Genomic DNA, 26,724 nt, shown 5'->3' with positions numbered 1-26,724 from the left:
TGGTCAGGTACCCACCGTAGAAGTCCTAGGCAACGGCCTCGCCCAACCGCGAGGCCGTTTTCATTTGTATAACCCACTCTTGAAACTTCTGACGCCTCGGGTTTGAACTTGTGCACCGCCGCGAGGATCAATCCACTATCGGCCAATTACAACGTTGTAGTCTGATAACGCCGCCCGTGGCCTTCTACGAGTGCGTTGCTATAATCGGCCCCGTTGTACTGCCCCCGATAATCAATCGGATCCAATCTAGTTTATCGTCCTCTGCAAATCCTCAGCGCTCATGGGCCTGTGCATACTTGTCGAGGCTGGTAAACAGGCCCTGGCGTTGCATTCACACAATGACGGTGTGCATTAATGCCAGCCCTTAACTTCAACCAGTTCAGGTACCAACTGTGACGAAAGAAGAACTGCGCGCAGAACTCGAGCGCCAGGCCGAACGTTACAAGGATGTTTACGGTGGCGAAGTCACCACCTATGCCGCGCAACCCGAGCCGGAGCGCAAACCCTGGCGCAAGCGTGCCACTGTTCATGACCAGGCGTTCGCCCAGGAACTGGACAAGATGGAAAAGGAACTGCGCCAAGAAGGCGATTGAGCACCTTGCCACTACCGCGCCATCACCCTTAAGGGGTCGTGGCGTGTAGCGATCGTTACTCAACGCTGGCGGATGAAATGGAATTACACAAATTTCATACGGCCGTTTGAATCGTACAGTTTCCGGTATTTACTGCGCAATTTCTTGAAATTTCTAGATTTTCAGGAATTTTCAGCGCTTTTTCAGGCCTTCACTGCCTGCCTTCTCCCACCAAGTTCAGCGTTTCCTGCTGCCCATCAGTCTGCGGCAGGTGCATCGATTGCCGTGGTTTTCTGGCATAATCCGCCCCCCCTAAGACCGCCAGAAAACCCTTCATGATCGATTTATTCAGCGGACTGGATGCCTGGGTTGTCGTGAGCCTGATGCTCGCCCTGACCTTCGTGCTCGCATTCGAGTTCATCAATGGCTTTCATGACACCGCCAACGCGGTAGCCACTGTCATCTATACCAAAGCCATGCCGCCACACCTGGCCGTGTTCTTCTCCGGTGTGTTCAACTTCCTCGGGGTTCTGCTCGGCGGCGTCGGGGTGGCCTACGCCATCGTCCACCTGCTGCCGGTGGAGCTGCTGATCAACGTGAACACCGGGCACGGCCTGGCCATGGTTTTCTCGCTGCTGGCCGCGGCCATCACCTGGAACCTGGGTACCTGGTACTTCGGCATCCCGGCGTCCAGTTCGCACACGCTGATCGGCTCGATCCTCGGCGTTGGCCTGGCCAATGCCATGATCAACGACATCCCGTTGGGTGATGGCGTCAACTGGCAGAAGGCGATCGACATCGCCATGTCGCTGGTGGTCTCACCAATGGCCGGCTTCGCCGTCGCCGCCCTGGTGCTGCTGGGCCTCAAATGGTGGCGCCCGCTGTCGAAGATGCACAAAACCCCCGAGCAGCGCCGCAAGCTCGACGACAAGAAGCACCCACCGTTCTGGAACCGCTTGGTACTGGTGGTTTCGGCCATGGGCGTGAGCTTCGTGCACGGTTCCAACGATGGCCAGAAGGGCATTGGCCTGATCATGCTGGTGCTGATCGGTATCGTCCCGGCCAAGTTCGTCCTGGACCTGAACAGCACCACGTACCAGATCGAGCGCACCCGCGACGCCACCCTGCACATGAGCCAGTTCTACCAGCGCAACGCCGCCACCCTTGGCGAGTTCCTGGCACTGGGCAAGGCCAAGTCCAACGACCTGCCGGAGCAGTTCAGCTGCAACCCGCAGCAGACCGAGCCGACCATCGCCGCCCTGCAGAGCTCGCTCAATGGCGTGACCGACTACCGCGACCTGAGCGCCGACAAGCGCGTCGAAGTGCGTCGCTACCTGCTGTGCCTGGACGACACCGCGAAAAAGGTCGGCAAGCTGCCAGGCCTTGAAGCCCGCGAGAAGTCGGACCTCGACAAGCTGCGCAAAGACCTCACCGCCACCACCGAATACGCCCCGTTCTGGGTCATCGTGGCCGTTGCCCTGGCCTTGGGCCTGGGCACCATGGTGGGCTGGAAGCGTGTGGTGCTGACCGTTGGCGAGAAAATCGGCAAGCAAGGCATGACCTATGCCCAGGGCATGTCGGCGCAGATCACTGCAGCTTGCGCCATCGGCATGGCCAACGTGTTCAGCCTGCCGGTATCGACTACCCACGTGTTGTCGTCGGGTGTTGCCGGCACCATGGTCGCTAACAAGAGCGGCCTGCAAGGCGGCACGGTGAAAACCATCCTGCTGGCCTGGGTGCTGACCCTGCCGACCTCGATGGGCCTGGCCGCTGGTCTGTTCTGGCTGGCGTCCAAGGCTATCGGCTAAGGGCTGTTGCCGGATTGAAAAAGGCGCCTGTTTCAGGGCGCCTTTTTTGTGCCTGCCGTTCGGGCCTCATCGCAGGCTATCGCCAGCTCCCACAGGAATATGTAGTCATGCATCAATGTTGCGGCAGCCCGCGGTCTCTGTGGGAGATTCTATGGTTTTGTACAAGCCTGTTCCCGCCAGATATATCTCCTTGTGGCGAGCGGGCTTGCCACAACTGTCTATCATTTCCCAGAGGATTGGGTCCAACCAGCAATGTTGCGGTTGCGCATGGTCTCAGTGGGAGCTGGCGACAGCCTGCGATGAGGCCCGACCGCTTACCTTTTCTTCCCCCCCAACAATGACCCCATCAGCCCACGCATCAACTGCCGCCCCAGCTGATTAGCCGCCTGGCGCACGGCCGACTTGATCGCCTGCCCCGCCGCACTCTGCAAAAAATCCCCGGCTTTATCGGCAAAACTGTCTTCAGCGGCCTTGGGCTGCGGCGCCGGCTCCACCGGCTCACCCTTGCGCTGGGTCAGCAGTTCATACGCCGATTCGCGGTCAATCGGCTTGTCGTAGCGCCCTGCCAATGGCGATGCGCCAATCAGCGCACTACGCTCGGCCGGGCTCAACGGCCCGATGCGCGACTGCGGTGGCGCCACCAGCACGCGCCGGACCACTGCCGGAGTGCCTTTGTCTTCCAGGGTGCCAACCAAAGCCTCGCCAATACCCAGCTCGGTCAGCACCGCCAGGCTGTCGAACCCGGGGTTGGGGCGAAAACCATCAGCCACCGCGCGCAACGACTTCTGCTCCTTGGCGGTATAGGCCCGCAGCCCATGCTGAATACGCAACCCCAACTGCGCCAGCACCGCATCGGGCAGGTCGCCAGGCGACTGGGTCACGAAATACACACCAACGCCTTTGGAGCGGATCAGCCGCACCACCTGCTCCAGCCGGTCCTGCAACGCCTTGGGCGTGCCATTGAACAGCAAATGGGCTTCGTCGAAGAACAGCGCCAGCACCGGCTTGTCGGCATCGCCGCGCTCGGGCAACTGCTCGAACAGCTCTGCCAGCAGCCACAGCAGGAAGGTCGCGTAGACCTTCGGCGCCTCGTGCACCAGCCGGCTGGCATCGAGCAGGTGAATCCGCCCACGGCCATCCTCGGCCGGGCGCAGCAGGTCTTCAAGTTGCAGCGCAGGTTCGCCAAACAACGCCTCGGCGCCTTGCTGCTCAAGGGTGGCCAGGCGGCGCAGCAACGCCTGGGTCGAGGCAGTGGTCATCAGCGCGCTGTCCTCGCCCAGCAGTTGCGGGTTGTCCTTGAGGTGCGCCAGCAGGGCCTTGAGGTCCTTGAGGTCGAGCAGCAGCAACCCTTCACGGTCAGCCACCTTGAAGGCAGCGTACAAGGCAGCCTGCTGGCTGTCGGTGAGTTCGAGCAGGTTGCCCAGCAGCAACGGGCCCATTTCGCTCAAGGTCGTACGCAAAGGGTGGCCAGACTGGCCGGCAATATCCCACAGGCTGACCGGGTAGGCCTTAGGCTGATGCGCCAGCCAAGGCATGCTGGCAATACGCTCGGCCACCTTACCTTGCGGCGCACCGACAGCACCCAAACCACAGAGGTCACCCTTCACGTCGGCGGCGAAAACCGCAACACCGGCATCACTGAACACCTCGGCCAAACGTTGCAATGTAACGGTTTTGCCCGTGCCCGTGGCACCGGCAACCAATCCATGTCGATTGGCCAGGCGCATGCTCTGGCATGCGGGCTGTCCATCTGAGCACATTCCTACAATCAACTGAGAAATTTCTGACACGAGCTTTCATCCTCCGCTCAAGTTCTATCCAGTGATTGCCGATATTCAGGTTTGAGTAATTCCTGAATTTCGGTAAGCACCCGTAAGGATCCGCGGGACCTGTTGCACTGATTTCAACCCGTGCTTTGTGCGAACGACCCGATAAAACCTTAGCGGACGCAATCACGTCATGAATAAAAGCCTTCGTTTCAGCCACAAGATTCTTCTGGCAGCATCACTGATCGTGATTCTGGCCTTCAGCTTGTTCACGCTCTACAACGATTACCTGCAACGCAATGCCATCCGCGCCGACCTTGAGAACTACCTCGGTGAAATGGGCGATTCGACGGCCACCAATATTCGCAGCCTGTTCGAAGGGCGTATCAAACTGGTCGAGAACGTCGCCCAGAACCTGGCGCAGAACCCCCAGAACATCGGCACCCAGCTGGGCCAGAAGGCGCTGACTTCAAGCTTCCTGACCACCTACCTCGGCCAGCCAGATGGCACCTTCACCGTCCGCCCCGACGCCAAGATGCCCGATGGCTACGACCCCCGCGTGCGCGCCTGGTACAAGGATGCCCTGAACGCCAGCGGCACGATCCTCACCGAACCCTACATCGACATGGCCACCGGCAAGATGGTCATTTCGATCATCAGCACCGCTTCGCCCTCGGTCGGCGTAGTGGGCGGCGACCTGGCGCTGGACGGCCTGGTGCAAATCATCAACTCGCTGAACTTCGGCGGCATGGGCTATGCGTTCCTGGTCAACGACCAAGGCAAGATCCTGGTGCACCCCGACCAGAATCTGGTGATGAAATCGCTGTCGGACCTGTTCCCGCAGCGCACCCCGGCGCTGTCCCGCGAGCTGACCGAAGTGCAAGTCGATGGCCAGACCCGCCTGCTGACCTTCACCAAGGTAACCGGCCTGCCGTCGGCCAACTGGTACATCGGCCTGTCGGTCGATAAAGACAAAGCCTTCAGCATGCTCAGCCAGTTCCGCACCTCGGCGGTGATCGCCACGCTGGTTGCGGTGGTGATTATCATCGGCCTGCTCGGCCTGCTGATCCGCGTGTTGCTGCAGCCGCTGCACACCATGACCCGCGCAATGGAAAACATCGCCGAAGGCGAAGGCGACCTGACCCGCCGTCTGGATATCCACACCCATGACGAGTTCGGCACATTGGGTATCGCCTTCAACCGCTTTGTCGAGCGCATCCACAGCTCGATCCGCGAAGTGTCCTCGGCCACCGAGCAGGTCAACGAAGTGGCGCTGCGGGTGATCAGCGCCTCCAACTCGTCGATGAGCAACTCCGACGAGCAGGCCAACCGCACCAACAGTGTTGCTGCCGCGATCAACCAGCTCGGCGCTGCCGCCCAGGAAATCGCCGGCAACGCTGCCCAAGCCTCGCAGCACGCAAGCTCCGCGCGCCTGCTGGCTGAAGAAGGGCAGCAAGTGGTGCAGCGCAACATCGAGGCAATGAGCCGTCTGTCGGACCTGATCGTCAGCTCCAGCAGCCATATCGAGACGCTCAACAGCAAGACGGTGAACATCGGCCAGATTCTTGAGGTGATCACCAGTATTTCCCAGCAGACCAACCTGCTGGCGCTCAACGCGGCCATCGAGGCTGCGCGCGCCGGTGAGGCGGGCCGTGGGTTTGCCGTGGTGGCCGATGAAGTGCGTAACCTTGCGCACCGCACCCAGGAGTCGGCGCAGCAAGTGCAGACCATGATCGAGGAGCTGCAGGTCGGCGCCCGGGCATCGGTGGACACCATGGGCCAGAGCCAGCGCCACAGCCAGGACAACATGGAAATCGCCAACCAGGCCGGTGAGCGCCTGGGCAGCGTGACCCAGCGTATCGGCGAAATCGACGGCATGAACCAGTCGGTGGCCACGGCAACCGAGGAGCAGACCTCGGTCGTTGACTCGATCAACATGGACATCAGCGAAATCAACATGCTCAACCAGGAAGGCGTCGAGAACCTGCAAGCCACCTTGCGCGCCTGCTCGGACCTCGAACAACAGGCCGGCCGCCTCAAGCATCTGGTCGGCAGCTTCCGCATCTAACAAGCGGCAAGCTTTCAGCTGCAAGAAGAGGCGGAACGCGTTCGCGGCCGCCTTTTCTTGCAGCTCGAAGCTCGAAGCTTACAGCTGCTGTCTTTCTTTCCGATCGAACAAACTATCCTTCCAAAAGGTCAATCCTTAGGCGCGTCACTCCGGCTTGTTGCAGCCGGATGACAGACCCGAAGACGATCCCGGAGGGACGCTGATCGTGCACATCGCCGACATCACCATGTTCTACGCCCCTGCCAGTGGGGGCGTACGTACCTATCTTGATGCCAAACACCACCGCCTCGATGCCATGCCCGGCGTACGCCACAGCCTGCTGATACCCGGCCGTAGCGCCAGCCATGCCGACGGCATCTACCATGTACCCGCGCCTCCCCTGCCCTTCGGCAACGGCTACCGCTTTCCGCTGCGCCTGGCACCCTGGTGCAAAGAGCTGCGCCGCCTGCAACCGGACCTGATCGAGGTGGGCGACCCCTACCTGACGGCGTGGGCCGCCCTTGAAGCGCGGCGCCAGCTCGACGTGCCGGTGATCGGCTTCTACCACTCCGACCTGCCGTTGCTGGTCAGCAACCGCATGGGCAACTGGTTCACGCCCAATGTCGAGGCGTACGTCAGCAAGCTCTACGGCAACTTCGACCGGGTGCTGGCGCCAAGCCAGGTCATGGCCGACAAGCTGCGCCGGCTGGGGGTCAAAGAGGTGCATGTGCAGCGTCTGGGCGTGGACCTTGCGCTGTTCAACCCCGAGCAGCGCGACCCTGGCCTGCGGGCCGAGCTGGGCATTGCCGACAGCACCCGGCTGCTGGTATTTGCAGGGCGCGGCTCGCGCGAGAAAAACCTGCCCGTGCTGCTCGACTGCATGCGCGCGCTGGGCGCCGATTACCATCTGCTGCTGGTGGGCTCGAGCATGCCGGCTGCAGTACCGGCCAACGTCAGCGTGATCGACCACTTCTGCCCGCCCGCCCAGGTCGCCCGGCTGCTGGCCAGCGCCGACCTGCTGGTGCATGCCGGCGATCAGGAAACCTTCGGCCTGGTGATTCTCGAAGCCATGGCCAGCGCCACCCCGGTGGTTGCGGTCAACGCCGGCGCCTTTGGCGAGTTGGTCAACGACCAATGCGGGCGCCTGTGCCGGCCCAACGACGCGCAGGCCATGGCTCAGGCGGTACGCGAAGTATTCGAAGCCGGCGTGCGCACCTTGGGCGACCAGGCCAGGCGCCACGTCGAGCATCACTACAGCTGGGACACCGTGGTCAGCGGCCTGCTTCAGCACTATCAGGCCGTGCTCGGCCACCACCAGCCGTTGGTACATGCCCATGCGTGAAGCCAGCCAACGCAAACGCAGCGTCATGCTGGTGCTGCACGATGTGGCGCCGGAAACCTGGCCGGACTACCAGCCGTTCGTGGAGGCGGTGGACCAACTGGGCGATGTGCCCATGACCTGGCTGGTGGTGCCGGACTTTCACCACCGCAACGCGCTCAAGCATTCGCCCGCCTTCTGCCGCCTGCTGGAGCGGCGGCTGGCGCAGGGTGACGAACTGGCCCTGCATGGCTACTACCACGCAGACGACGGCCCGCTACCGCGCGGGCCGCGGGATTTCTTCATGCGCCGGGTGTACACCCACGAAGGCGAGTTCTACGGCCTGGACCAAGACCAGGCCCTACAGCGCCTGCAAGCGGGGCTGGAGGTGTTCCACAGCCACGGCTGGCCAGTAGCAGGCTTCGTAGCCCCGGCCTGGCTGATGAGCGAAGGCACGCGCCAGGCCCTGCGCCAACTGCCGCTGCGCTACACCAGCACGCCGCAGCATCTGTATCGCCTACCTGAGTTCACCGCCATCGACGCCCCTGGGCTGGTCTGGAGCGCGCGCAGTGCATGGCGCCGCGGCCTGTCGAAGGTGCTCAGCGACTGGCAGATTCGGCGCTGGCAGCAGGCCGACACTCTGCGCCTTGGGCTGCACCCGGTCGACATGCGCCACCCGAGCGCGCGCAACTATTGGCTCGAAACTTTGCAGTCACTGCTGGCCGAAGGCCGCGAGCCGCTGACCAAGTCGGCCTGGCTGGACCGTCAGGTCGCGTCGTGAACCGCTTCGCCTGGCTGGGGCTTGCGCTGCTGCTGGCGCTACTGGTGCCGGCGCTGCTCGGCGGCAGCGAGTTGCTGCCGCGCCTTGCCACCTTCTCCCCCGGCCTGATGCTGCTGTTGCTGGGGATGATCGTGCTGTGTTGGGTGATCAACGCGCAGCGCCTGCGCCTGCTGCTGGGCCAACAGGGCGAACGGGTTGGTCAGTTGCGCAGCCTGGGGGTGGTGATGGCGACCGAATTTGCCATCTGCACCACCCCTGGCGGCAGCGGCGGGCCCTTGACGCTGATGGCCTTGCTGCACCGCGAGCGCATCCCCGCTTCACGCAGTGGCGCGGTATTCGCCATGGATCAACTCAATGACCTGGTGTTCTTCTTCTGCGCCATGCTGGCTATCGCCGGATACGCGCTGTTCCATCGTCTGGGCCACAGCCAGCAAAGCATGCTGTTGGGCAGTGCCCTGCTGCTGTGTGCGGCATTAGCATGCGTGCTCGCCCTGTTGCGCTGGCGCCGCCAACTGATACGCGCCAGCGGCAACCTGCTGCGCCGCCTGGGCGTAGCTGAGCACAGGCGGCGGCGCTGGGCGCGCAAACTGTTGCGGTTCATTCACGCCCTGGCCGACACCTGGCGGCTGCCCAAACGCACCTTGGCCCTGGTGTTCACGCTCACGTGCGCGCACTGGAGCCTGCGCTACAGCGTGCTGTACCTGGTGTTGCAGGGGTTGGGCGTAGACCTTGCGTGGATCCCGAGCTTTCTGGTGCAGATGCTGGCACTCAGTGCCGGCCAGTTCAGCCTGCTACCGGGCGGTGCCGGGGCTGCGGAGCTGACGTCGGCGACCTTGCTGGCGCCGCTGGTGGGGAGTTCGACCGCCGCTGCGGCGATCCTCATCTGGCGGGCCGTTACGTACTACTTTTATCTGCTGGCGGGTGGGCCGGTGTTCGTTTGCCTGCTGGCGCGCCCGTTGCTGGCGCGTTGGCGGGGCCAGGCGGGTTGAGCGCTTGCCACAGTTCGGCGGCACCGGGGAACTCGGTGCCGTCTTCCTCGCCCAGGGCATCGGGGTCGAAGCGCGCCAGGCAACCCTCGCCCACGGTGGGCGGCACCGAGGCGCCGGCCTTGTCGCGAGGGTCGGCCATGCTTAGTCGAACACCACAGTCTTGTTGCCGTGCACCAGCACGCGGTCTTCGAGGTGGTAGCGCAGGCCGCGGGCCAGCACCATCTTCTCGACGTCACGGCCGAAACGCACCATGTCTTCAATGCTGTCAGCGTGGCTGACGCGCACCACGTCCTGCTCGATGATCGGGCCGGCGTCGAGTTCTTCAGTCACGTAGTGGCAAGTCGCGCCGATCAGCTTGACGCCGCGCAGGGAGGCCTGGTGATACGGTTTGGCGCCAACGAACGACGGCAGGAAGCTGTGGTGGATGTTGATGACTTTTTCGGCGTAGTCACGGCACAGCTGTGGCGGCAGGATCTGCATGTAGCGCGCCAGCACCACGACATCGGCGCCGTGCTCTTCGACCAGGCGCGACACCTCGGCAAAGGCTGGGGCCTTGTCCTTGGGGTCAACCGGCACATGGAAGAACGGAATGCCATGCCACTCGACCATGCTGCGCAGGTCGTTGTGGTTGGAGATCACGCAAGGGATCTCGCAGTCCAGTTCGTTGGTATGCCAGCGGTGCAGCAGGTCGGCCAGGCAGTGGGACTCGCGGCTGGCCATCAGCACCACGCGCTTTTTCTGCGCAGAGTCGGTGATACGCCAGGTCATGGAGAACTCTTCGGCGATTGGCGCAAAGGCTTCGCGCAATGCCTCAAGACCGAAGGGCAGCGATTCAGCGCGGATTTCATGGCGCATGAAGAACCAACCGCTTTGCTCATCGGAATGATGGCTGGCTTCGTTGATCCAGCCGTTATACAGGGCCAGGAAATTACTGACTTTTGCCACGATGCCGACGCGGTCGGGGCAGGCAATCACCAGTCGAAAGGTGCGCATGAGAAAAGCTCCAGAACTTCGCAAAGGGGCACATTCTAGCGGCCTGCCGGCAAAAACGCAGTAGTGTTCTCCACGCCATCGGCTAATTTGCCTCGGCCCTGTCGGCCCGGGCGTTTCCCTATGGCTGACAGGGATATGGCCATTGGCCTTAACCGTATGTAAATTTTTCTTAACCTATTACAGGTCTGGCCCACGCGGTTGTTAAATGAATCAATACGTTTAATTGTTTACTTGGGTGTAGGGGCTGTCTATTATTGCCGGTACTGTCTTCCTTCTAACGACTTTATAGGAACATCCATGTCCCTGATCAACGAATACCGCGCCACCGAAGAAGCCATCAAAGAACTTCAGGCCCGTCTGGCCAATCTGTCGCAAGATGACAAGCTGAAGAAAGAGCTGGAATTCGAAGGCAAACTGCGCACCCTGATGGGCGAATACTCCAAGTCGCTGCGCGACGTCATCGCCCTGCTCGACCCAGAAAGCAAACTGAGCAAAGGCCCACGTGGCGCCGCCAAGGCAGTGACCACCAAGCGCGCGCGCAAGGTCAAGCAGTACAAGAACCCGCACAACGGCGAAGTTATTGAAACCAAGGGTGGCAACCACAAAACTCTGAAAGAGTGGAAAGCCAAGTGGGGCGGCGACGTCGTTGAAGGCTGGGCGACCCTGCTGGACTGATCCAGGCCCTCAGCGCCTCGGTATCAACATGAAAACGCCGGCACTTGCCGGCGTTTTCCATTTATCCGTTTTACTCACAAGGCATAGCGGGTTTTCAATTGCCCGCAGTGTGCAAGCCACGCCTGCAATACTTGCCGTCCCGCGTCACCCGCCTCCTGCCAGCGGCTCTGGCACGCCACTTCGAACGCCTCGATAGTATTCGGTGCGCCCCACTGCGGGTCGCTCAGGCGCTGCCCACAGAAGTGCTGCCAACGCGCCAACTCCGGCGCGTTCAAGGTGCCTGCAAAGTTGCGGGCGCGATAACGGAACAACAGCTCTGGCAAACGGGCATCGTCGAACATCCACTGCCCGCTGGCCAATTGCTCAGGGTCGGCAGTGCGCACCTGTTCGCACAAGCGGCGGTCGCGATCACCGATAAACCCGTCATACAGTTGCTGCTCAGGGTCTTCGCTTTGGGCAAAACCTTCTTCTTGGTAAATCACTTCAAGCTTGTCGAGCCAGACCGATTGCTGGCTGGCTAGCTGTTCGGCATGTGCCTGCAATGCCGACATATCCAGCCCCAGCCGTTGTTGGTCGGCCGGGCGAATCACCGACAAGGGCGCCACTACCGGGCAACGATTGATGTGCAGCAACTTCAGCGGAACCGGCAATTGTCCATCAGGCATTTCCTCACGCCGTTGGTACAAACGCTCACGCAATGTTTCGGCACTTTCATGCAACAGCGGTGCGCTCTGCTGGCCCAAGTCGCAAACAATCAGGGCATTACGGTTACGCGGGTGCCACGCCAGCGGCAAGACAACACCGATGTAACTGCGTTGTGCAGAGAAACGCCCGGACACATGTACCAGAGGCTGTAACAAACGAATCTGGTCCATTACTTTGTGTTTGCTGCGCAACTGGAACAGCCAGTCATACAAATTAGGCTGCCGGTCGCGGATCAGGCGTGCCAAAGCGATAGTGGCCCGTACGTCGGAAAGTGCCTCGTGGGCATGCCCGTGCTCCAGGCCGTTGGCCTTGCTCAGCAGTTCCAGGCGCAGGCTGGTGCGGCCATCCTGTTGCGGCCAGACGATGCCTTCGGGGCGCAGGGCGTAGGCGGTGCGCACGATGTCGATCAGGTCCCAGCGGCTGTTGCCGCCCTGCCATTCACGCCCGTAGGGGTCGAAAAAGTTGCGATACAAACTGTAACGGGTCACTTCATCGTCGAAGCGCAGCGTGTTGTAGCCCGCGCCGCACGTACCTGGGCGAGCCAGTTCGGCATGCACGCGGGTCATGAACTCGGCTTCGCACAGCCCGTGGCTGGCCAATTGTTGCGGGGTAATGCCGGTCACCAGGCACGCAGCCGGGTGCGGCAGAATATCGTCGCTTGGGCGGCAATACAGGTTGACCGGTGCCTCGATCTCGTTGAGGTCGAAGTCGGTGCGCACACCGGCCATCTGCAACGGGCGGTCGTTGCGCGGGTTGATACCGGTGGTTTCGTAGTCGTGCCAGAAAATGCTGGAGCTCACGGGGTCGTCCTGTAACTAGGTCGACCAGAGTCTAGCGGCCCACGGCGGGCCGCGGCCAGCATTCACGCAGATGCGTTGGCGGGGTTGAAGCTGAAAAAGTCCCGCAGCGAACGCACGAACGCGTCGTATTCGGGCGGTGCCTGCAACAGCATGAAGCCTGCATCGTAATGCCCGGGGGTCTCGTCTTCACGGCACCACAGGCAACTGGCAGTCAGGTTGATGAACTGCACCCCGCCGCCGGCCAGCGGCACGCGCAGTTGCAGCTCGAAGTCGGGGCCAACCAGCATGGGCAGGTGGCTGATAACCATCAGCCCGTCTTCCGAGGCATTGCCCAGCAAGCCGATCTGCTGGTCGGTAAACCGGTTGAATACCTTCAGCACACAAGGCAGTTGATGACGTTCTATATGGCGTTCTACAAACATGGGATAAGCGCGATCCTGTACCTGGAGCCAGGAATACACGGAACTGGCAGTAATGATGACTACTTGATATGAAGACTAGCGCAGCCCGGTGCGTGATTTCCATGAAATCATCAACACCTTGGGATTAACGCCAAGGTGTTGCGTTGACCGGGTTGGCGACCGCCGCTTCGTTACCGCGCAGATGGCCGAGTTTTTCAAGGGTCTGCAGGCGTGCCTGGGCGCGGTAGCTGTACTCGTTGCGCGGGTACTGCTGGAGCATGAACTGGTAGGTCTGCGCCGCGTCGACGTACAGCTTCTGGCGTTCCAGGCATTGGCCACGCAGCAGCGAGACCTCAGGGTGGATGAACGGCCGCGAGCGGCTGGTGCGGTCGACCTGCGACAGCTCCAGCATGACCCGCGAGCAGTCACCGCGGTCGTAGGCGCGGTAGGCGTTGTTCAGATGGTGGTCCATGGACCAGCGGGTACAGCCGACGACACTGGCCGCCATGGTCAAAACGATCAGGGTGCGCATGGGAATTCTCCTTGGATACCAGGTGTATCGGCGCCTTTCGCGAATTCTCCAGCGGCGCGGTGAAAGCTGCAAGTTTCAAGCTGCAAGCTGCAAGACTCCAAGCCGCTGCCATCTGCTTGTAGCGTGAAGCTCGTAGCTTGCAGCTCAAAGCGTGCATCCGACTGCTGATTCTGCGCCCACGTAGTGCAACGGAACAATGACTACAGCGAGATTCAGGAGTAGCCTTTCGCTGCGCTTCACTATAGGAGTCTGTGCATGACCATCCGCCGTACCAAAATCGTTGCCACCCTTGGCCCCGCCAGCAATTCGCCGGAAGTGATCGAACAGCTGATCCTTGCGGGTCTCGACGTGGCACGTCTGAACTTCTCCCACGGCACGCCGGACGAGCACAAGGCCCGTGCCCGCCTGATCCGCGAGATCGCCGCCAAGAATGGCCGCCACGTCGCGCTGCTGGGCGACCTGCAGGGTCCGAAGATCCGCATCGCCAAGTTCAGCAACAAGCGCATCGAACTGAAAATCGGTGACACCTTCACCTTCTCCACCGCCCACCCGCTCACCGAAGGCAACCAGGATATCGTCGGTATCGATTATCCCGACCTGGTCAAGGACTGCGGTGTTGGCGACGAGCTGCTGCTCGACGACGGCCGCGTGGTCATGCGCGTTGAAACGGCCACCAGCGATGCCCTGCACTGCGTCGTGCTGGTCGGCGGCCCGCTGTCCGACCACAAAGGCATCAACCGCAAAGGTGGCGGCCTGACCGCACCGGCCCTGACCGAGAAAGACAAGGCCGACATCAAGCTGGCAGCCGAAATGGACCTGGACTACCTGGCCGTTTCCTTCCCGCGTGATGCCAAGGACATGGAATACGCCCGCAAGCTGCGTGACGAGTCCGGCGGCAGCGCCTGGCTGGTGGCCAAGATCGAACGCGCCGAAGCGGTTGCCGACGACGAAACCCTCGACGCGCTGATCGCCGCTTCCGACGCAGTCATGGTTGCCCGTGGCGACCTCGGCGTGGAAATCGGTGACGCCGAGCTGATCGGTATCCAGAAAAAGATCATCCAGCACGCTCGCCGCAACAATAAAGCGGTAATCGTGGCGACCCAGATGATGGAGTCGATGATCCAGAACCCGATGCCGACCCGCGCTGAAGTGTCGGACGTTGCCAACGCCGTGCTCGACAACACCGATGCGGTGATGCTGTCGGCGGAAAGTGCTGCTGGCCTCTACCCGATCGAAGCCGTACAGGCCATGGCGCGCATCTGCCAGGGCGCTGAAAAGCACCCGACCAACCAGAAGTCCAGCCACCGCCTGCACACCACCTTCGAGCGTTGCGACGAGAGCATCGCCCTGGCCGCGATGTACACCGCCAACCACTTCCCCGGCGTCAAGGCGATCATCGCCCTTACCGAAAGTGGCTACACCCCGCTGATCATGTCGCGCCTGCGTTCGCACGTGCCGATCTTCGCCCTGTCGCCGCACCGCGCTACCCAAGCCCGTGCATCGATGTTCCGTGGCGTCTATCCAATCGCCTTCGACCCGGCTTCGCTGCCGGCCGACAAGGTCAGCCAGGCGGCTGTGGACGAACTGCTCAAGCGCGGCCTGGTGCAACAGGGCGACTGGGTCATCCTGACCAAGGGCGACAGCTACCACACCATTGGTGGCACCAACGGCATGAAGATCCTGCACGTCGGTGATCCGCTGGTCGGTTGATTAGTCGGTAGCACAAATCGCGGGGCAAGCCCGCTCCCACAACGACTGTCTACAGCGTGTGGGGGCGGGCTTGCCCCGCGATCGTTACAGGGCCTCAAGCATGCTCGGCAAACACATCCGCCAGCACCTGATTACGCGGCACCCCGGCAATGAACAGGCGCCGGGCGAAGCGCTCGACCGTGCTCGGCGCACCGCACAGCAAAGCCATGGTCTGGCGCGACGCAAGTTTCAGCCCGGCCAGCGCGTCATCCAACTGCTCAGCCAGCACCAGTTCAACCTTGACCCCCGCCATCGCCTCTAAAGCCTCAGCCAGGTAATGCCCGGCACGGGTGTGCGCCACGTGCATCACCCTGATTTCCCCTTGATGGCCCTGACGCAAGGCCTCGCGCAAAATGCCCCACAATGGCGCCAGGCCCGTGCCGGCTGCCAGCAGCCACAGTGGCCGCGCCTGCCAGTCGGGGTCGTAGTGCAAGGCGCCACCGCGCAGCTCGCCAAGGCGCAGTTCGGCGCCAAGGTGCAGGTGGCGGGCGCGGTCGCTGAAGGCGCCGGGGCGGGCGCAGTCCAGGTGGAACTCCAGCAGTTCATCGTCTCCGGGCATGCTGGCCAGTGAATACGGGCGGGCCACGTCGGCGCACCATAGCACCAGGTGCTGGCCCGCCTGATAACGCAGTGCGCGCCCCGGGCGCAAGCGCAAGCGCAGGATATCGCCGAACCAGTCAAGCCCGGCGACCGTGGCCGGCAGGCCATCTTGCAGAGGGTCGAACAACGCCAGTTGCAGGTCCCCCGTCACCGAGCACTGGCAGGCCAGCCGCCAGCCCTGCTCGCGCTGCGCGGCGCTCAGGGCCTCGGGGCGGGCGTCGTCAGGCAGGCCGTCAAGGCAGCGCACCAGGCACGCATGGCAACTGCCGGCGCGGCAGCTGTAGGGCACGGCGCAACCTGCGCCATTGAGCACATCGAGCAGGTTGCTGCCAGGCGGCACGGTAAAACAGCGCTCGCCCACGCGTAGTTCGGGCATTCAGGGGACTCCAGTGACTGATGTGCCTGGGGCCCGCCGCGCGGGCCATCGCAGGCTGTCGCCAGCTCCCACAGAGAATTTGCCCAGCCTCGATATTGTGGGTTGACCCAGGCTCTGTGGGAGCTGGCGCCAGCCTGCGATGGCGCGCGTAGCGGGCCCTTGCATTCTAACGCTACCAGCAAAAAGGATGCCCACCCACCTGCCGACCTTGGTCCCGCGCCGCCGCAGGTGTTTCAGCTGCGGGCCTGCGGTATACTGCCGCGCCTTTTTGCGCCGGCCTGACCAGCCGACGCCTTGCCAGGCATTGCCGACATACCGGTGTGCGTTGTCGGTATGCCTTTACGAATGTTCCCGTCTTTAAGAGGAGCGCGCTGCATGACCGTGATCAAGCAAGACGACCTGATTCAGAGCGTCGCCGACGCCCTGCAATTCATTTCGTACTACCACCCCGTCGACTTCATCCAGGCGATGCACGAAGCCTACCTGCGTGAAGAATCGCCTGCCGCGCGTGACTCGATCGCCCAGATCCTGATCAACTCGCGCATGTGCGCCACCGGCCACCGCCCGATCTGCCAGGACACCGGCATCGTCACCGTGTTCATCCGCGTCGGTATGGACGTGCGTTGGGACGGCGCCACCATGAGTGTCGACGACATGATCAACGAAGGTGTGCGTCGCGCCTACAACCTGCCCGAGAACGTCCTGCGCGCCTCGATCCTGGCCGACCCGGCCGGTGCCCGCAAGAACACCAAGGACAACACCCCGGCCGTCATCCACTACTCCATCGTGCCCGGCGACAAGGTCGAGGTCGATGTCGCAGCCAAAGGCGGCGGCTCGGAGAACAAGTCGAAGATGGCCATGCTCAACCCGTCCGACTCGATCGTCGACTGGGTATTGAAGACCGTGCCGACCATGGGCGCTGGCTGGTGCCCGCCTGGCATGCTGGGCATCGGTATCGGCGGCACCGCTGAAAAAGCGGCGGTCATGGCCAAGGAAGTGCTCATGGAGTCCATCGACATCCATGAACTCAAAGCCCGTGGCCCGCAAAACCGCCTCGAAGAGATCCGCCTGGAGCTGTTCGAGAAGGTCAACCAGCTGGGCATCGGCGCCCAGGGTCTGGGCGGCCTGACCACCGTGCTCGACGTCAAGATCATGGACTACCCGACCCACGCCGCTTCGCTGCCGGTGTGCATGATCCCCAACTGCGCCGCCACCCGTCACGCCCACTTCGTGCTCGACGGCAACGGCCCGGCCGAACTTGAAGCGCCGTCGCTGGACGCCTACCCGGAAATCGTCTGGGAAGCAGGCCCGAGCGCACGTCGCGTCAACCTCGACGACATCACCCCGGAAGAAGTCGCCAGCTGGAAGCCAGGCGAGACCATCCTGCTCAACGGCAAGATGCTCACCGGCCGTGATGCGGCGCACAAGCGCATGGTCGAGATGCTCAACCGTGGCGAAGAGCTGCCGGTAGACCTCAAAGGCCGCTTCATCTACTACGTCGGCCCAGTCGACCCGGTGGGTGACGAAGTGGTAGGCCCAGCCGGCCCGACCACCGCCACGCGCATGGACAAGTTCACCCGCCAGATCCTCGAGCAAACCGGCCTGCTGGGCATGATCGGCAAGTCCGAGCGCGGCCCGACCGCCATCGAGGCGATCAAGGACAACAAGGCTGTTTACCTGATGGCCGTTGGCGGCGCTGCCTACCTGGTGGCCCAGGCCATCCGCAAGTCGAAGGTCCTGGCCTTTGCCGAGCTGGGCATGGAAGCGGTCTACGAGTTCGACGTCAAGGACATGCCGGTGACCGTTGCGGTCGACAGCAACGGTGAGTCGGTGCACATCACCGGCCCGGCGCTTTGGCAGGGCAAGATTGCCCAAAGCCTGGCGGTGGAAGTCAAGTAAGCCCGCCGTCCAGCCCCGAAAACCGCTCCCAGTGAGCGGTTTTTTTTCGCCTGCCGCTGGCCACTGCATAACTATCTATGCCCTGAACCCGGCCCCCAGGCGATTAACTCGGGCACTTCCACGACAGAGGAAGTACCTATGAGCAATACCATCAAAGTCAACCAGTGGCTGAGCCGCCTGCGCCTGGACATTACCTCCAGCTCCAACCGGGTTTTCGCCAACGGCCGTCAGCAAGTTGAGATTACCGTCACTGTCGAGCCGCGCGACGGCGAAGAGGTGGACGAAAACGCCATCGCGTCGATCGAATTGTTCATCTTCGATGACAACGCCAATGAACTCCAGCCAGATGGGGAATTGCACGTGGACAGCGAGCGCGACCCGCGCTTCGAATACTACGCAGCCAGTGGCGGCGCCCCCAGCCCGCTGATGAACTCCTCGCAAAGGACCGCGCGCCGCCGCTTCTATCTCAGTTCGACGCTACCTGGAGGCTCACTCACCACCATATATGCCGGGATCAGGAAGGACACGGACAATCACTTCATGACGAATACAGGGCCGTTCCAGTCATCGGTGGTGATCGAGTCGATCACCCCGCTGCGACACCCGGAAGCGGCGTTCAAGCTGGACATGCAAGAGCGGGTCAGTTTCAGGACAGCCACCGGCAAGATGCGCGACGCGGAAACGAACTGCGATGTCGGCTACTTCGGTTTCAGGGACCCCAACAATAGCATCGTCGAATCCATCCCCCACGCCGTGCCATCTGGCGAACCCTTCTACACGCGCAATAACTGGGATCACGTGATCTTTTCCTTTGAGCTGATCAACGATTACAGCCAGATCTGCCAGGTCACCACCTATGCCGAAGGCGCGCCGATGGATATCAACTACAACGGCAGACGCTTCACTCCGCGGGCCGGCAACATGGCGGTGTGCGTGTACCACCAGCGGTTCTACGACGCATGGTCCAACTCCATCAATGAAGACAAGAGCCTGTGGACGGTGGTCGACCGGCATGGCAACGAACAGGACATCGAGTTCTTCACCGAGGATTCCGGCCGAATCATCAAGTTCAGGGCCAACTGAAACCGCCGGTGACGCACGCAGCGCCCCGCCCGGGGTGCTGTCCGACGATTGTCCACAAGGATCATCCGCATGTCCGAGATACATACCCAAGCGAGCAACTTTCTTGATTTCGTGAAGACCGGGGTGGATCACCGCACCGGCCAATTCACCTTGGCCATCGCGCTCCCCATGCCACCGGCCAACCAACTGTGCGGGCCTTCGCTGACGCTGAGCCTGGCCTTCAGCACGCTGAGTTCGATGAGCAACCGGGGCTACGGTTTCGGCTGGAACCTGGCGCTCAGCGAAATCGATCTGAGCCAGGACAATCCACGCATCAGCCTGGGCTCGGGCGAGCAGTTCGCCATCGACCTCAACGCCTCCACGCTGTCCGGCGAAGGCCAACTGGCCCTGCCAGACCAGAAGCTCAAGACGTTCATCGTCACCCATCAGGCCGATGGCGACATCCGGGTCGATCGCAAGTCCGGTGAGAGCGAGATCCTGCACCCTGCGAGCCCGGACAGCGCCCGCTACCTGCTGGCGCAATTACGCTCGGCTGAGGGTCGCTCGCTGTACTTCGACTGGGCGCCGTTTGGCAACGATGGTTTCATACTGGAGCAGGTGCGTGACGAGCAGGATACCTTGCTGGCAATCGACGTCGGCGCCAGCACGGTGAAAATCAACCTGCGTCCCGGCCACGCCGAAGCCACTTCGCTGACGCTGCTGCTGAGCAATGACCGCCTGAACAGCATCCAGTTGCCCAACGTACCGCAGCCATTCGACATCGAGTACGGCACGCACCCTGTGGCTGGTGACGCACAGCTGCTGTTACCGACTGTAATCAACGGGCCGCTCGGAGGCCGTGACACCGTCCACTGGTCCGACGCTGACAACGGCCACAAACTGCCAGATGATGCACCGCTCAAGCGCCTACCACGGGTGCTTTCGTGGACGCATGTCAGCGCCGGCAAACACAACGAGATCAACCGCGGCTATGCGTGGATCGGCGAGCACAACTTCCTCGGCTATGGCAGCGACCAGGCGTTCGAGTGGAAGAGCGGACGCGACAACCTTTACCAGGTCAACGCCCAATACCAGTATGAGGTCGTCGAGACGCTCAGCGACGGGGCCGGCCAGGCGCTGGGCAGCGTGCATCGTGTGTGGAATCGCTTCCACCTGCTGATCAGCGAAACCAGCCGCAACCAGGCCTGCGAAACCATCAAGCAGACCCACTACGGCGTCGACCCTGCGCTCACCTGGGAACAGCAACCGGCCTGGTGCCAATTGCCCCATGAGACCATCACCACCTACGTCGATCACGCCAACGACAAGGCCAGCCGCAGCGAAACCACCCGCTACGCCTATGACGAATGGGGCAACGTCAGCGAAGTCACCCACCCAAGCGGGGTCAGGGAAACCTGCGAGTACTACCCTGCCGCCGGGGCCGAGGGCTGCCCGGCCGATGCGCTGGGCATGGTGCGCTACCTGCGCAGCAAAGTGGTGATCCCCGCCCCGGCCAGCGGCGATGCCCAGGCGCTGGCGACCCGCTACACCTACACCGCCCTGCCGTCGCTGATCGTAGGCGCGCCGGCCCTGAGCGTGGTTGCGTGCGAGGAAGGCGTGATCCACGCCAGCGGCGAGGTCTTCGAGCGCACCGAACAGACCTACATCACCACCCCCGGCCCCGCCTACGCGCGTGAAGACAAGGTGGTCACCACGCTCAACGACAAGGCCACGACCACCGACTACCACTACGAGGTCAAGGACGGCGCGCTGATCACCCAGACCACCATCACTGGCTTCGAAAACGACGATGAAAACCGCTCCAGCAGCAGCCGTGCGCAGTCGCTGACCAGCGGCCAGACGCTGTGGGAACTCAGCGCCAGCGGCGCATGCAGCCGTTACGAATACGACCTGCTGGGCCGAGTAGTGTGCTCCATTAGCTGTGCCGATAGCCCCTACCAAAGTGAACGCCGCGCCCACTATCACCTGGCCGACAACGTCGCGATCCAGGCGCTGGAAGGGCGCACTGACAATCCGGTGATGATCGAGGAGGTCGAGGTGACCGGGCAGCGCAAACGCCAGTGGCTGGATGGCGACGGCCGTGTAGTGCGCATCGAGGTCGAAGACCTGGACAATGCCCCCGGCGTGTTCCGCGAGGTGGCCCTTAGCGAATACGATGCGCTGGGTCGGGTCACGCGGCAAACCGCGATTGACTGGCTCGACGCCGACACCTCGCTGACGCAGACCAGCACCACCCACTACAGTGACTGGGGCCACAGCGAACGCACAGTCAGCCCGGACGGCGTGACCAGCCACACGCGCATGGACCCGGTTACCCTGCGCAGTGAGCAGTGGCAGAGCGCAGGAGAACTCACTGGGCCGCGCCAAGTGGTGCTGAGCAATGCCGCCGGCAACGCGCTCGAACAACAGGATTTCGACAGTGCCGGGCGCCTGGTACGCACCCTGAAACGGGTACGCGACGGCCTGGACCGGGTGATCGAAAACCGGGTCAAGGTCGACGGCATGGATGAAATCGTCACGCAGATGGGCTACGACCACTATGGCCGGGTGATCGAGAAACGCCTGCCGGACGGCACCACGATCAACTGGACGTTCGCAGCGCACAGCGACGACCACCATCCCGAAGCCCTGACCGTAACGGGAGGGGATCAATAATGGGCAGCGGAACATACACCTGCGGCCAGCAGACGTTCGATGGGCTTGGCCGTCAACGCTCGGTGCAGGTTGCCGGGCGCACGACCGGGTATCACTACCGCGCAGGGCAACTGCCACCTACGGCCAACACCCTGGCCGATGGCAAACGCATCGACTTTGTCTACGAAGGCGTACTGGGCAATGCACTGCTCAGTACCGAAGCGCAGGATCAGACACCCGAGCGCCTTGAATACCACCCTCTGCTCGGTCGCCCTGTCGCTGCCAGCAATGCGCTGGGCAGCCAGAAATGGCAGTTCACTGCCGCCGGCAAGCCCCTTGCCGACAGCTGGACAGTGGATGGCCAGACCCACACCACCACTTGGCAGGAGTCACTGGGTGGCACCCTGCTCGGTTTCACCGATACGAGCGGCACCCCGCACAAGCGCAGCTTCGACGCCCAGGGTCGGGTCACTGAACTGACGGTTGGCGAGGTGACCACGCAGTTTGCCTACGACGCATTTTCCCGCCCCATCAGCCTGACCACGCAACACGATGGGCGCACGCTTGAAAAGCAGATCACCTACGACGCCATGGGCCGCGAACATACCAGCACCTTCACCGTTAACGGCGTCGGTGAAGAGCGGGTCATCGTGCAGACGCTGCTCTACTCCGACCTTGACCAGGTGCTCTCGCGCACCTGGCAGGACGGCGAGCAAAACGGCGCGGAAACCTTTGCCTACGACAGCCGTGGCCGCCTGGTGCACTACTCCGCCAACGCCGACGCCGCTCCGCACGACCCATTCGGCAACCCCATTGCCGAACAGCGCTTCACCTTCAATGCACTCGATGGCTACCAAAGCATCGAGACTCGCTTTCTCGATGACACCACGGATCAGGCGAGCTTCACCCATGCCGATGACGATCCGACCCAAGTGGTTGCGATCAGCCATACCCATGCCAGTTGGCCGCAAACCATCACCCTCACCTACGACGCCTGTGGCCGCGTGATCTCCGACAGCCTGGGCCGCAGCATGGCCTGGAACGCCCAGGACCGCCTGGAGCGCATCGACTACAACGGCCAGAGCTGCCTCTACCGCTACGACCCCAGCGGCAAGCTGTGTGACCGAGTGTTGCAGGACACCCTCACCCGCAGTTTCTACAGCGGCGGTCAGCAAACCCATGAACAGTGTGGCGATGACCGCCTGCACCTGATCGGCGATGGTGCGCATCTGTTTGCCTTGAACCGCGTCGCCGAAGGTATCGCCAAGACCACCCTGCTCGGCTGCGACGGCCAGGGTAGCGTGCGTATCGAAGCCGATGACACCATCCGCCAACTCCGTTACACCACTCACGGTGCCGAGCAGAAAGGCGATGAAAAAATGCCATTCGGCTACACCGGCCTGCGCCGCGAGCCGCTGACCGGCTGGTACATCCCCAACGGCTACCGCCCCTACGACCCGCTGCTGATGTGCTTCCTCAGCCCCGACAGCGAAAGCCCGTTCGGGCGCGGAGGCATCAACCCCTACGCCTACTGCGCCGGCGACCCGATCAACCGCATCGACCCGGACGGCCACAGTTGGGTCACTTGGACGGTTGCCGGCATCGGTCTTGCGGTGGCCGCTGTAACCACGGTTGCAAGCCTGGGCACCGCAATGCCCGCCTTCGCGACGCTGTTCAGCGCCGGCATCGGCGCACTCAGTGCCAGCGGCGTCGCGGCCATTGCCAGCGCCGCACTGAATGCCATCTCGTTAGGCACCGGCGTGGCAGCGCTGGCGCTTGAAGCCACTGGCAAGGACCGCCAAGCCGCCAGCATCCTGGGGTGGGTATCGCTAGGCACAGGCGTGGCCAGCCTTGCCGTCAACCTCATCCCCGGCGCTGCGCGCGCCAGTGCGCAACTGCCGCGCAGAGCGGGCAGAGCCGGCGGCAAACCGGTTTACCGCACGCCCAGTACCGAATCACTTGGCGGGCCGACGCCGGCGTTCACGCACCGCAAAGGCGCCGAGATCATTTTCGAGCAGTTCAGCCACGACCGGGATGTCGCCTTCCACAAGAATCTGTGGGGGCAGGGCTTTGCCGGGTTCGAAACCCATGGCACCCGCGAGGGCATGCTGATGAATGCCATGGGCGCGGCGGCGGCACCGGAATATGTGGCGTTAAAGGAAATCGCCCCGCGCCTGGTCACTGCCGGCATCGCCGAGGGCCAGCCGATCGTGCTGCTGGCCTGCCATGGCGGAAAAAGCGGTGCCGCACAGCGGGTGGCAGACGTGCTGAGACGCCCCGTCTATGGCTACGACAAGAAAATCGCGGTGTTCCCTCATTCAACGCTGGAAACACTCAACACCGGCAAGGATTTCAACATTCCGCTACAGAAGATGCCGTTCATGCGCTGGCTCATGGGGCAAAAAGGCCCGTCGGCCTTGGACCCAGGGTACGAGCTCGCCACTGGCAGGCTGTATTTCCCCCAGTGAACCGCATCAGATACCTTTGAGGAGAAACGCCGTGCCCGCCCTTTCAACACTGATTGGCAGCCAGACATTCGATGGGCTCGGTCGCCAACGCTCGGTACAGGTTGCCGGGCGCACCACTCAATACCACTATCGCGCAGGGCAAGTGCCGCCAACGGCCAACACCCTGGCCGATGGCAAACGCATCGACTTTGTCTACGAAGGCGTACTGGGCAATGCACTGCTCAGTACCGAAGCGCAGGATCAGACACCCGAGCGCCTTGAATACCACCCTCTGCTCGGTCGCCCTGTCGCTGCCAGCAATGCGCTGGGCAGCCAGAAATGGCAGTTCACTGCCGCCGGCAAGCCCCTTGCCGACAGCTGGACAGTGGATGGCCAGACCCACACCACCACTTGGCAGGAGTCACTGGGTGGCACCCTGCTCGGTTTCACCGATACGAGCGGCACCCCGCACAAGCGCAGCTTCGACGCCCAGGGTCGGGTCACTGAACTGACGGTTGGCGAGGTGACCACGCAGTTTGCCTACGACGCATTTTCCCGCCCCATCAGCCTGACCACGCAACACGATGGGCGCACGCTTGAAAAGCAGATCACCTACGACACCATGGGCCGCGAACATACCTGCACCTTCACCGTTAACGGCGTCGGTGAAGAGCGGGTCATCGTGCAGACGCTGCTCTACTCCGACCTTGACCAGGTGCTCTCGCGCACCTGGCAGGACGGCGAGCAAAACGGCGCGGAAACCTTCGCCTACGACCCCCGTGGCCGCCTGGTGCACTACACCGCCAACGCCGACGCCGCTCCGCGCGACCCATTCGGCAACCCCATTGCCGAACAGCGCTTCACCTTCAATGCACTCGATGGCTACCAAAGCATCGAAACTCGCTTTCTCGATGACACCACGGATCAGGCGAGCTTCACCTATGCCGATGACGATCCAACCCAAGTGGTTGCGATCAGCCATACCCATGCCAGTTGGCCACAATCCATCACCCTGACCTACGACGCCTGTGGCCGCGTGATCTCCGACAGCCTGGGCCGCAGCATGGCCTGGAACGCCCAGGACCGCCTGGAGCGCATCGACTACAACGGCCAGAGCTGCCTCTACCGCTACGACCCCAGCGGCAAGCTGTGTGACCGAGTGTTGCAGGACACCCTCACCCGCAGTTTCTACAGCGGCGGTCAGCAAACCCATGAACAGTGTGGCGATGACCGCCTGCACCTGATCGGCGATGGTGCGCATCTGTTTGCCTTGAACTGCGTCGCCGAAGGCATCGCCAAGACCACCCTGCTCGGCTGCGACGGCCAGGGTAGCGTGCGTATCGAAGCCGATGACACCATCCGCCAACTCCGTTACACCACTCACGGTGCCGAGCAGAAAGGCGATGAAAAAATGCCATTCGGCTACACCGGCCTGCGCCGCGAGCCGCTGACCGGCTGGTACATCCCCAACGGCTACCGCCCCTACGACCCGCTGCTGATGTGCTTTATCAGCCCCGACAGCGAAAGCCCGTTCGGGCGTGGCGGCATCAACCCCTACGCCTACTGCGCCGGCGACCCCGTCAACCGCATCGACCCGGACGGCCACAGTTGGGTCACCTGGGCCGTGGCCGGGCTCGGCCTGGCAATCGGGACGGTGGTCACCGTGGCAAGCTTCGGCTCGCTCGGCGTGGTCCTGGCCGCAGGCCTCAGCGGGCTGACCGCAAGCGGCATGCTGGCAATCAGCAGTTCGGCCCTCAGTGCCATTTCGATCGGCACAGGCATTGCCGCGCTGGGGCTTGAGATCGACGGCAAGCACCAGACGGCCGCCAGCGTGCTGGGCTGGATTTCTCTAGGCACAGGCCTTGCCAGCGCCGCTGCAGCCATTGCTCCCAAGCTCACCACGGCAGTGGTCAACCTGCGCAACTCAGCCGGCCGGGCGGCCAGCAAGCTGGAGCCATTCAAGCCCTATCACATCGGCCCAGGCGGCAAAACGCGCCCGGCCAGCGTGCTGTTTGGCGCAAACGCCGGGGCTGAGGACGTCGCCTTTGTACCCGACCTGTTTGCCGAGGGGCATGCGGCATTGGTGACGCACGGGCACCCGCTGGGCATGCTGATGAATGCGCAAGGGGTGGCTGACGATGCAGTGCGCATCGCCCAGGACATCATCGCCCCCAGGCTTGCGCAGATGGGCTACCCGGAAGGCAAGAAATTCATCCTGGTCGCCTGCTGGGGCGGCAAGAGTGGCGCCGCGCAGAGCATCGCCAATGAACTGGGGCGCCCCGTCGAAGCCTTTGGCGAAAAAGTGTTCATCAAGGGGCTAGCCTCATTGCAAATGCCGCGCGCTTCTCCCAACGCACTAGCCGGCAACAATGTGCCGATCTACAAAGCATCGCTGTGGACGCGGATGTTCTGCAAGCCACGCTTCACCGAGACCTCCAAATACCGCATTGCCAAGCCGAAACTGTACATGCCGCAATAAAACAGCCCCTGATCGACGTTGCGCCAGCGGGCGTCGATCAGGGGCTGGACCCGCTACCAGACAACCCGCC

The 26,724-nt window shown here is 62.6% G+C and carries 20 protein-coding genes; 13 read left to right on the top strand and 7 right to left on the bottom strand.

Features of this window, described 5'->3' with window-relative positions; translation table 11 throughout:
• Nucleotides 1–392 precede the first annotated feature (392 nt).
• Both HU719_RS02225 and HU719_RS02220 read left to right on the top strand, forming a co-directional pair.
• On the top strand, nucleotides 393–593 hold the full coding sequence (locus tag HU719_RS02225; protein ID WP_186536279.1) for a hypothetical protein: 201 nt from the start codon (nucleotides 393–395) through the stop codon (nucleotides 591–593).
• Between the two features lie 314 nt (nucleotides 594–907).
• Nucleotides 908–2,380 (top strand): inorganic phosphate transporter, encoded by a 1,473-nt coding sequence (locus HU719_RS02220; protein ID WP_186520314.1) that lies wholly within the window; start codon nucleotides 908–910, stop codon nucleotides 2,378–2,380.
• A 314-nt stretch (nucleotides 2,381–2,694) separates the two neighbouring features.
• Here the strand turns inward: HU719_RS02220 and HU719_RS02215 are convergent, their stop codons facing one another.
• The gene (locus HU719_RS02215; RefSeq protein WP_189659907.1) at nucleotides 2,695–4,140 is read right to left on the bottom strand and encodes a helicase HerA-like domain-containing protein; all 1,446 of its coding nucleotides are present in this window, start codon (nucleotides 4,138–4,140) and stop codon (nucleotides 2,695–2,697) included.
• Nucleotides 4,141–4,339: 199 nt separating this feature from the next.
• Between HU719_RS02215 and HU719_RS02210 the strand changes: the two genes are divergently transcribed.
• From HU719_RS02210 to gpgF, 4 genes are all read left to right on the top strand, one after another.
• Entirely contained in the window at nucleotides 4,340–6,214 is a 1,875-nt protein-coding gene (locus HU719_RS02210) for a methyl-accepting chemotaxis protein (protein ID WP_186520316.1), read from the top strand.
• A gap of 199 nt (nucleotides 6,215–6,413) precedes the next feature.
• A complete protein-coding gene (gene gpgS, locus HU719_RS02205) occupies nucleotides 6,414–7,535 on the top strand; it encodes an N-acetylglucosaminyl phosphatidylglycerol synthase (RefSeq protein WP_496197691.1) in 1,122 nt (373 codons plus the stop codon).
• Complete coding sequence (gpgD, locus tag HU719_RS02200; protein WP_186536281.1) at nucleotides 7,528–8,292, top strand: N-acetylglucosaminyl phosphatidylglycerol deacetylase; 765 nt, start codon at nucleotides 7,528–7,530, stop codon at nucleotides 8,290–8,292. The genes gpgS and gpgD overlap by 8 nt, the downstream gene beginning before the upstream one ends.
• Nucleotides 8,289–9,281, top strand: coding sequence for a glucosaminyl phosphatidylglycerol flippase (gpgF, locus tag HU719_RS02195; RefSeq protein WP_186536282.1), 993 nt, complete (start codon nucleotides 8,289–8,291; stop codon nucleotides 9,279–9,281). The genes gpgD and gpgF overlap by 4 nt, the downstream gene beginning before the upstream one ends.
• On the opposite strand, the gene HU719_RS23515 is transcribed toward gpgF, so the two are convergent.
• Both HU719_RS23515 and purU read right to left on the bottom strand, forming a co-directional pair.
• Nucleotides 9,187–9,420 (bottom strand): hypothetical protein, encoded by a 234-nt coding sequence (locus HU719_RS23515; RefSeq protein ID WP_225917094.1) that lies wholly within the window; start codon nucleotides 9,418–9,420, stop codon nucleotides 9,187–9,189. The genes gpgF and HU719_RS23515 overlap by 95 nt on opposite strands.
• 2 nt (nucleotides 9,421–9,422) lie before the next feature.
• Entirely contained in the window at nucleotides 9,423–10,274 is an 852-nt protein-coding gene (gene purU, locus HU719_RS02190; RefSeq protein WP_186536283.1) for a formyltetrahydrofolate deformylase, read from the bottom strand.
• Between the two features lie 297 nt (nucleotides 10,275–10,571).
• Here purU and mvaT point away from each other — a divergent pair, with 297 nt between their 5' ends.
• On the top strand, nucleotides 10,572–10,949 hold the full coding sequence (gene mvaT, locus HU719_RS02185) for a histone-like nucleoid-structuring protein MvaT (RefSeq protein WP_186520320.1): 378 nt from the start codon (nucleotides 10,572–10,574) through the stop codon (nucleotides 10,947–10,949).
• 74 nt (nucleotides 10,950–11,023) lie between these two features.
• Here the strand turns inward: mvaT and sbcB are convergent, their stop codons facing one another.
• The 3 genes from sbcB to HU719_RS02170 all read right to left on the bottom strand — a co-directional run bounded on the left by sbcB (nucleotide 11,024) and on the right by HU719_RS02170 (nucleotide 13,387).
• A complete protein-coding gene (gene sbcB, locus HU719_RS02180) occupies nucleotides 11,024–12,454 on the bottom strand; it encodes an exodeoxyribonuclease I (protein ID WP_186536285.1) in 1,431 nt (476 codons plus the stop codon).
• Nucleotides 12,455–12,516: 62 nt separating this feature from the next.
• A complete protein-coding gene (locus HU719_RS02175; RefSeq protein WP_186520322.1) occupies nucleotides 12,517–12,876 on the bottom strand; it encodes a PilZ domain-containing protein in 360 nt (119 codons plus the stop codon).
• Nucleotides 12,877–13,000: 124 nt separating this feature from the next.
• The gene (locus HU719_RS02170) at nucleotides 13,001–13,387 is read right to left on the bottom strand and encodes a tetratricopeptide repeat protein (protein WP_186520323.1); all 387 of its coding nucleotides are present in this window, start codon (nucleotides 13,385–13,387) and stop codon (nucleotides 13,001–13,003) included.
• A gap of 255 nt (nucleotides 13,388–13,642) precedes the next feature.
• On the opposite strand from HU719_RS02170, the gene pyk reads away from it, so the two are divergent.
• Complete coding sequence (pyk, locus tag HU719_RS02165; protein WP_186520324.1) at nucleotides 13,643–15,097, top strand: pyruvate kinase; 1,455 nt, start codon at nucleotides 13,643–13,645, stop codon at nucleotides 15,095–15,097.
• A gap of 94 nt (nucleotides 15,098–15,191) precedes the next feature.
• Here pyk and HU719_RS02160 read toward each other — a convergent pair whose 3' ends face one another.
• A complete protein-coding gene (locus HU719_RS02160) occupies nucleotides 15,192–16,112 on the bottom strand; it encodes an iron-sulfur-binding ferredoxin reductase (RefSeq protein ID WP_186520325.1) in 921 nt (306 codons plus the stop codon).
• A gap of 375 nt (nucleotides 16,113–16,487) precedes the next feature.
• Between HU719_RS02160 and HU719_RS02155 the strand changes: the two genes are divergently transcribed.
• From HU719_RS02155 to HU719_RS23740, 5 genes are all read left to right on the top strand, one after another.
• The gene (locus HU719_RS02155) at nucleotides 16,488–18,011 is read left to right on the top strand and encodes a fumarate hydratase (RefSeq protein ID WP_186520326.1); all 1,524 of its coding nucleotides are present in this window, start codon (nucleotides 16,488–16,490) and stop codon (nucleotides 18,009–18,011) included.
• Between the two features lie 138 nt (nucleotides 18,012–18,149).
• Nucleotides 18,150–19,094 (top strand): hypothetical protein, encoded by a 945-nt coding sequence (locus HU719_RS02150; protein WP_186520327.1) that lies wholly within the window; start codon nucleotides 18,150–18,152, stop codon nucleotides 19,092–19,094.
• A 69-nt stretch (nucleotides 19,095–19,163) separates the two neighbouring features.
• Nucleotides 19,164–21,749, top strand: coding sequence for an RHS repeat domain-containing protein (locus HU719_RS02145; RefSeq protein ID WP_186536287.1), 2,586 nt, complete (start codon nucleotides 19,164–19,166; stop codon nucleotides 21,747–21,749).
• A complete protein-coding gene (locus HU719_RS02140; RefSeq protein WP_217843689.1) occupies nucleotides 21,749–24,196 on the top strand; it encodes an RHS repeat-associated core domain-containing protein in 2,448 nt (815 codons plus the stop codon). Before HU719_RS02145 ends, HU719_RS02140 begins: the two co-directional genes overlap by 1 nt.
• Nucleotides 24,197–24,227: 31 nt before the next feature.
• Nucleotides 24,228–26,654, top strand: a complete 2,427-nt coding sequence (locus HU719_RS23740) for an RHS repeat domain-containing protein (protein WP_217843688.1) — start codon at nucleotides 24,228–24,230, stop codon at nucleotides 26,652–26,654.
• The last annotated feature ends 70 nt before the right edge of the window (nucleotides 26,655–26,724 follow it).

This window comes from Pseudomonas farsensis (genome assembly GCF_014268805.2).
Classification (GTDB): domain Bacteria; phylum Pseudomonadota; class Gammaproteobacteria; order Pseudomonadales; family Pseudomonadaceae; genus Aquipseudomonas; species Aquipseudomonas farsensis.
The sequence above is the reverse complement of the archived record's forward strand: the minus strand, read 5'-3'. Positions and strand labels throughout refer to the sequence as shown.

Bases quoted from the DNA above. Each gene is read 5' to 3' on its own strand.
- HU719_RS02175 (WP_186520322.1), bottom strand. From the start codon at position 12,876: ATGTTTGTAGAACGCCATATAGAACGTCATCAACTGCCTTGTGTGCTG.
- purU (WP_186536283.1), bottom strand. From the start codon at position 10,274: ATGCGCACCTTTCGACTGGTGATTGCCTGCCCCGACCGCGTCGGCATC.
- pyk (WP_186520324.1), top strand. From the start codon at position 13,643: ATGACCATCCGCCGTACCAAAATCGTTGCCACCCTTGGCCCCGCCAGC.
- mvaT (WP_186520320.1), top strand. From the start codon at position 10,572: ATGTCCCTGATCAACGAATACCGCGCCACCGAAGAAGCCATCAAAGAA.
- HU719_RS23515 (WP_225917094.1), bottom strand. From the start codon at position 9,420: ATGGCCGACCCTCGCGACAAGGCCGGCGCCTCGGTGCCGCCCACCGTG.
- HU719_RS02220 (WP_186520314.1), top strand. From the start codon at position 908: ATGATCGATTTATTCAGCGGACTGGATGCCTGGGTTGTCGTGAGCCTG.
- HU719_RS02160 (WP_186520325.1), bottom strand. From the start codon at position 16,112: ATGCCCGAACTACGCGTGGGCGAGCGCTGTTTTACCGTGCCGCCTGGC.
- gpgD (WP_186536281.1), top strand. From the start codon at position 7,528: ATGCGTGAAGCCAGCCAACGCAAACGCAGCGTCATGCTGGTGCTGCAC.
- HU719_RS02155 (WP_186520326.1), top strand. From the start codon at position 16,488: ATGACCGTGATCAAGCAAGACGACCTGATTCAGAGCGTCGCCGACGCC.
- HU719_RS02140 (WP_217843689.1), top strand. From the start codon at position 21,749: ATGGGCAGCGGAACATACACCTGCGGCCAGCAGACGTTCGATGGGCTT.
- HU719_RS02170 (WP_186520323.1), bottom strand. From the start codon at position 13,387: ATGCGCACCCTGATCGTTTTGACCATGGCGGCCAGTGTCGTCGGCTGT.
- HU719_RS02210 (WP_186520316.1), top strand. From the start codon at position 4,340: ATGAATAAAAGCCTTCGTTTCAGCCACAAGATTCTTCTGGCAGCATCA.
- HU719_RS02215 (WP_189659907.1), bottom strand. From the start codon at position 4,140: ATGTGCTCAGATGGACAGCCCGCATGCCAGAGCATGCGCCTGGCCAAT.
- HU719_RS02145 (WP_186536287.1), top strand. From the start codon at position 19,164: ATGTCCGAGATACATACCCAAGCGAGCAACTTTCTTGATTTCGTGAAG.
- HU719_RS02150 (WP_186520327.1), top strand. From the start codon at position 18,150: ATGAGCAATACCATCAAAGTCAACCAGTGGCTGAGCCGCCTGCGCCTG.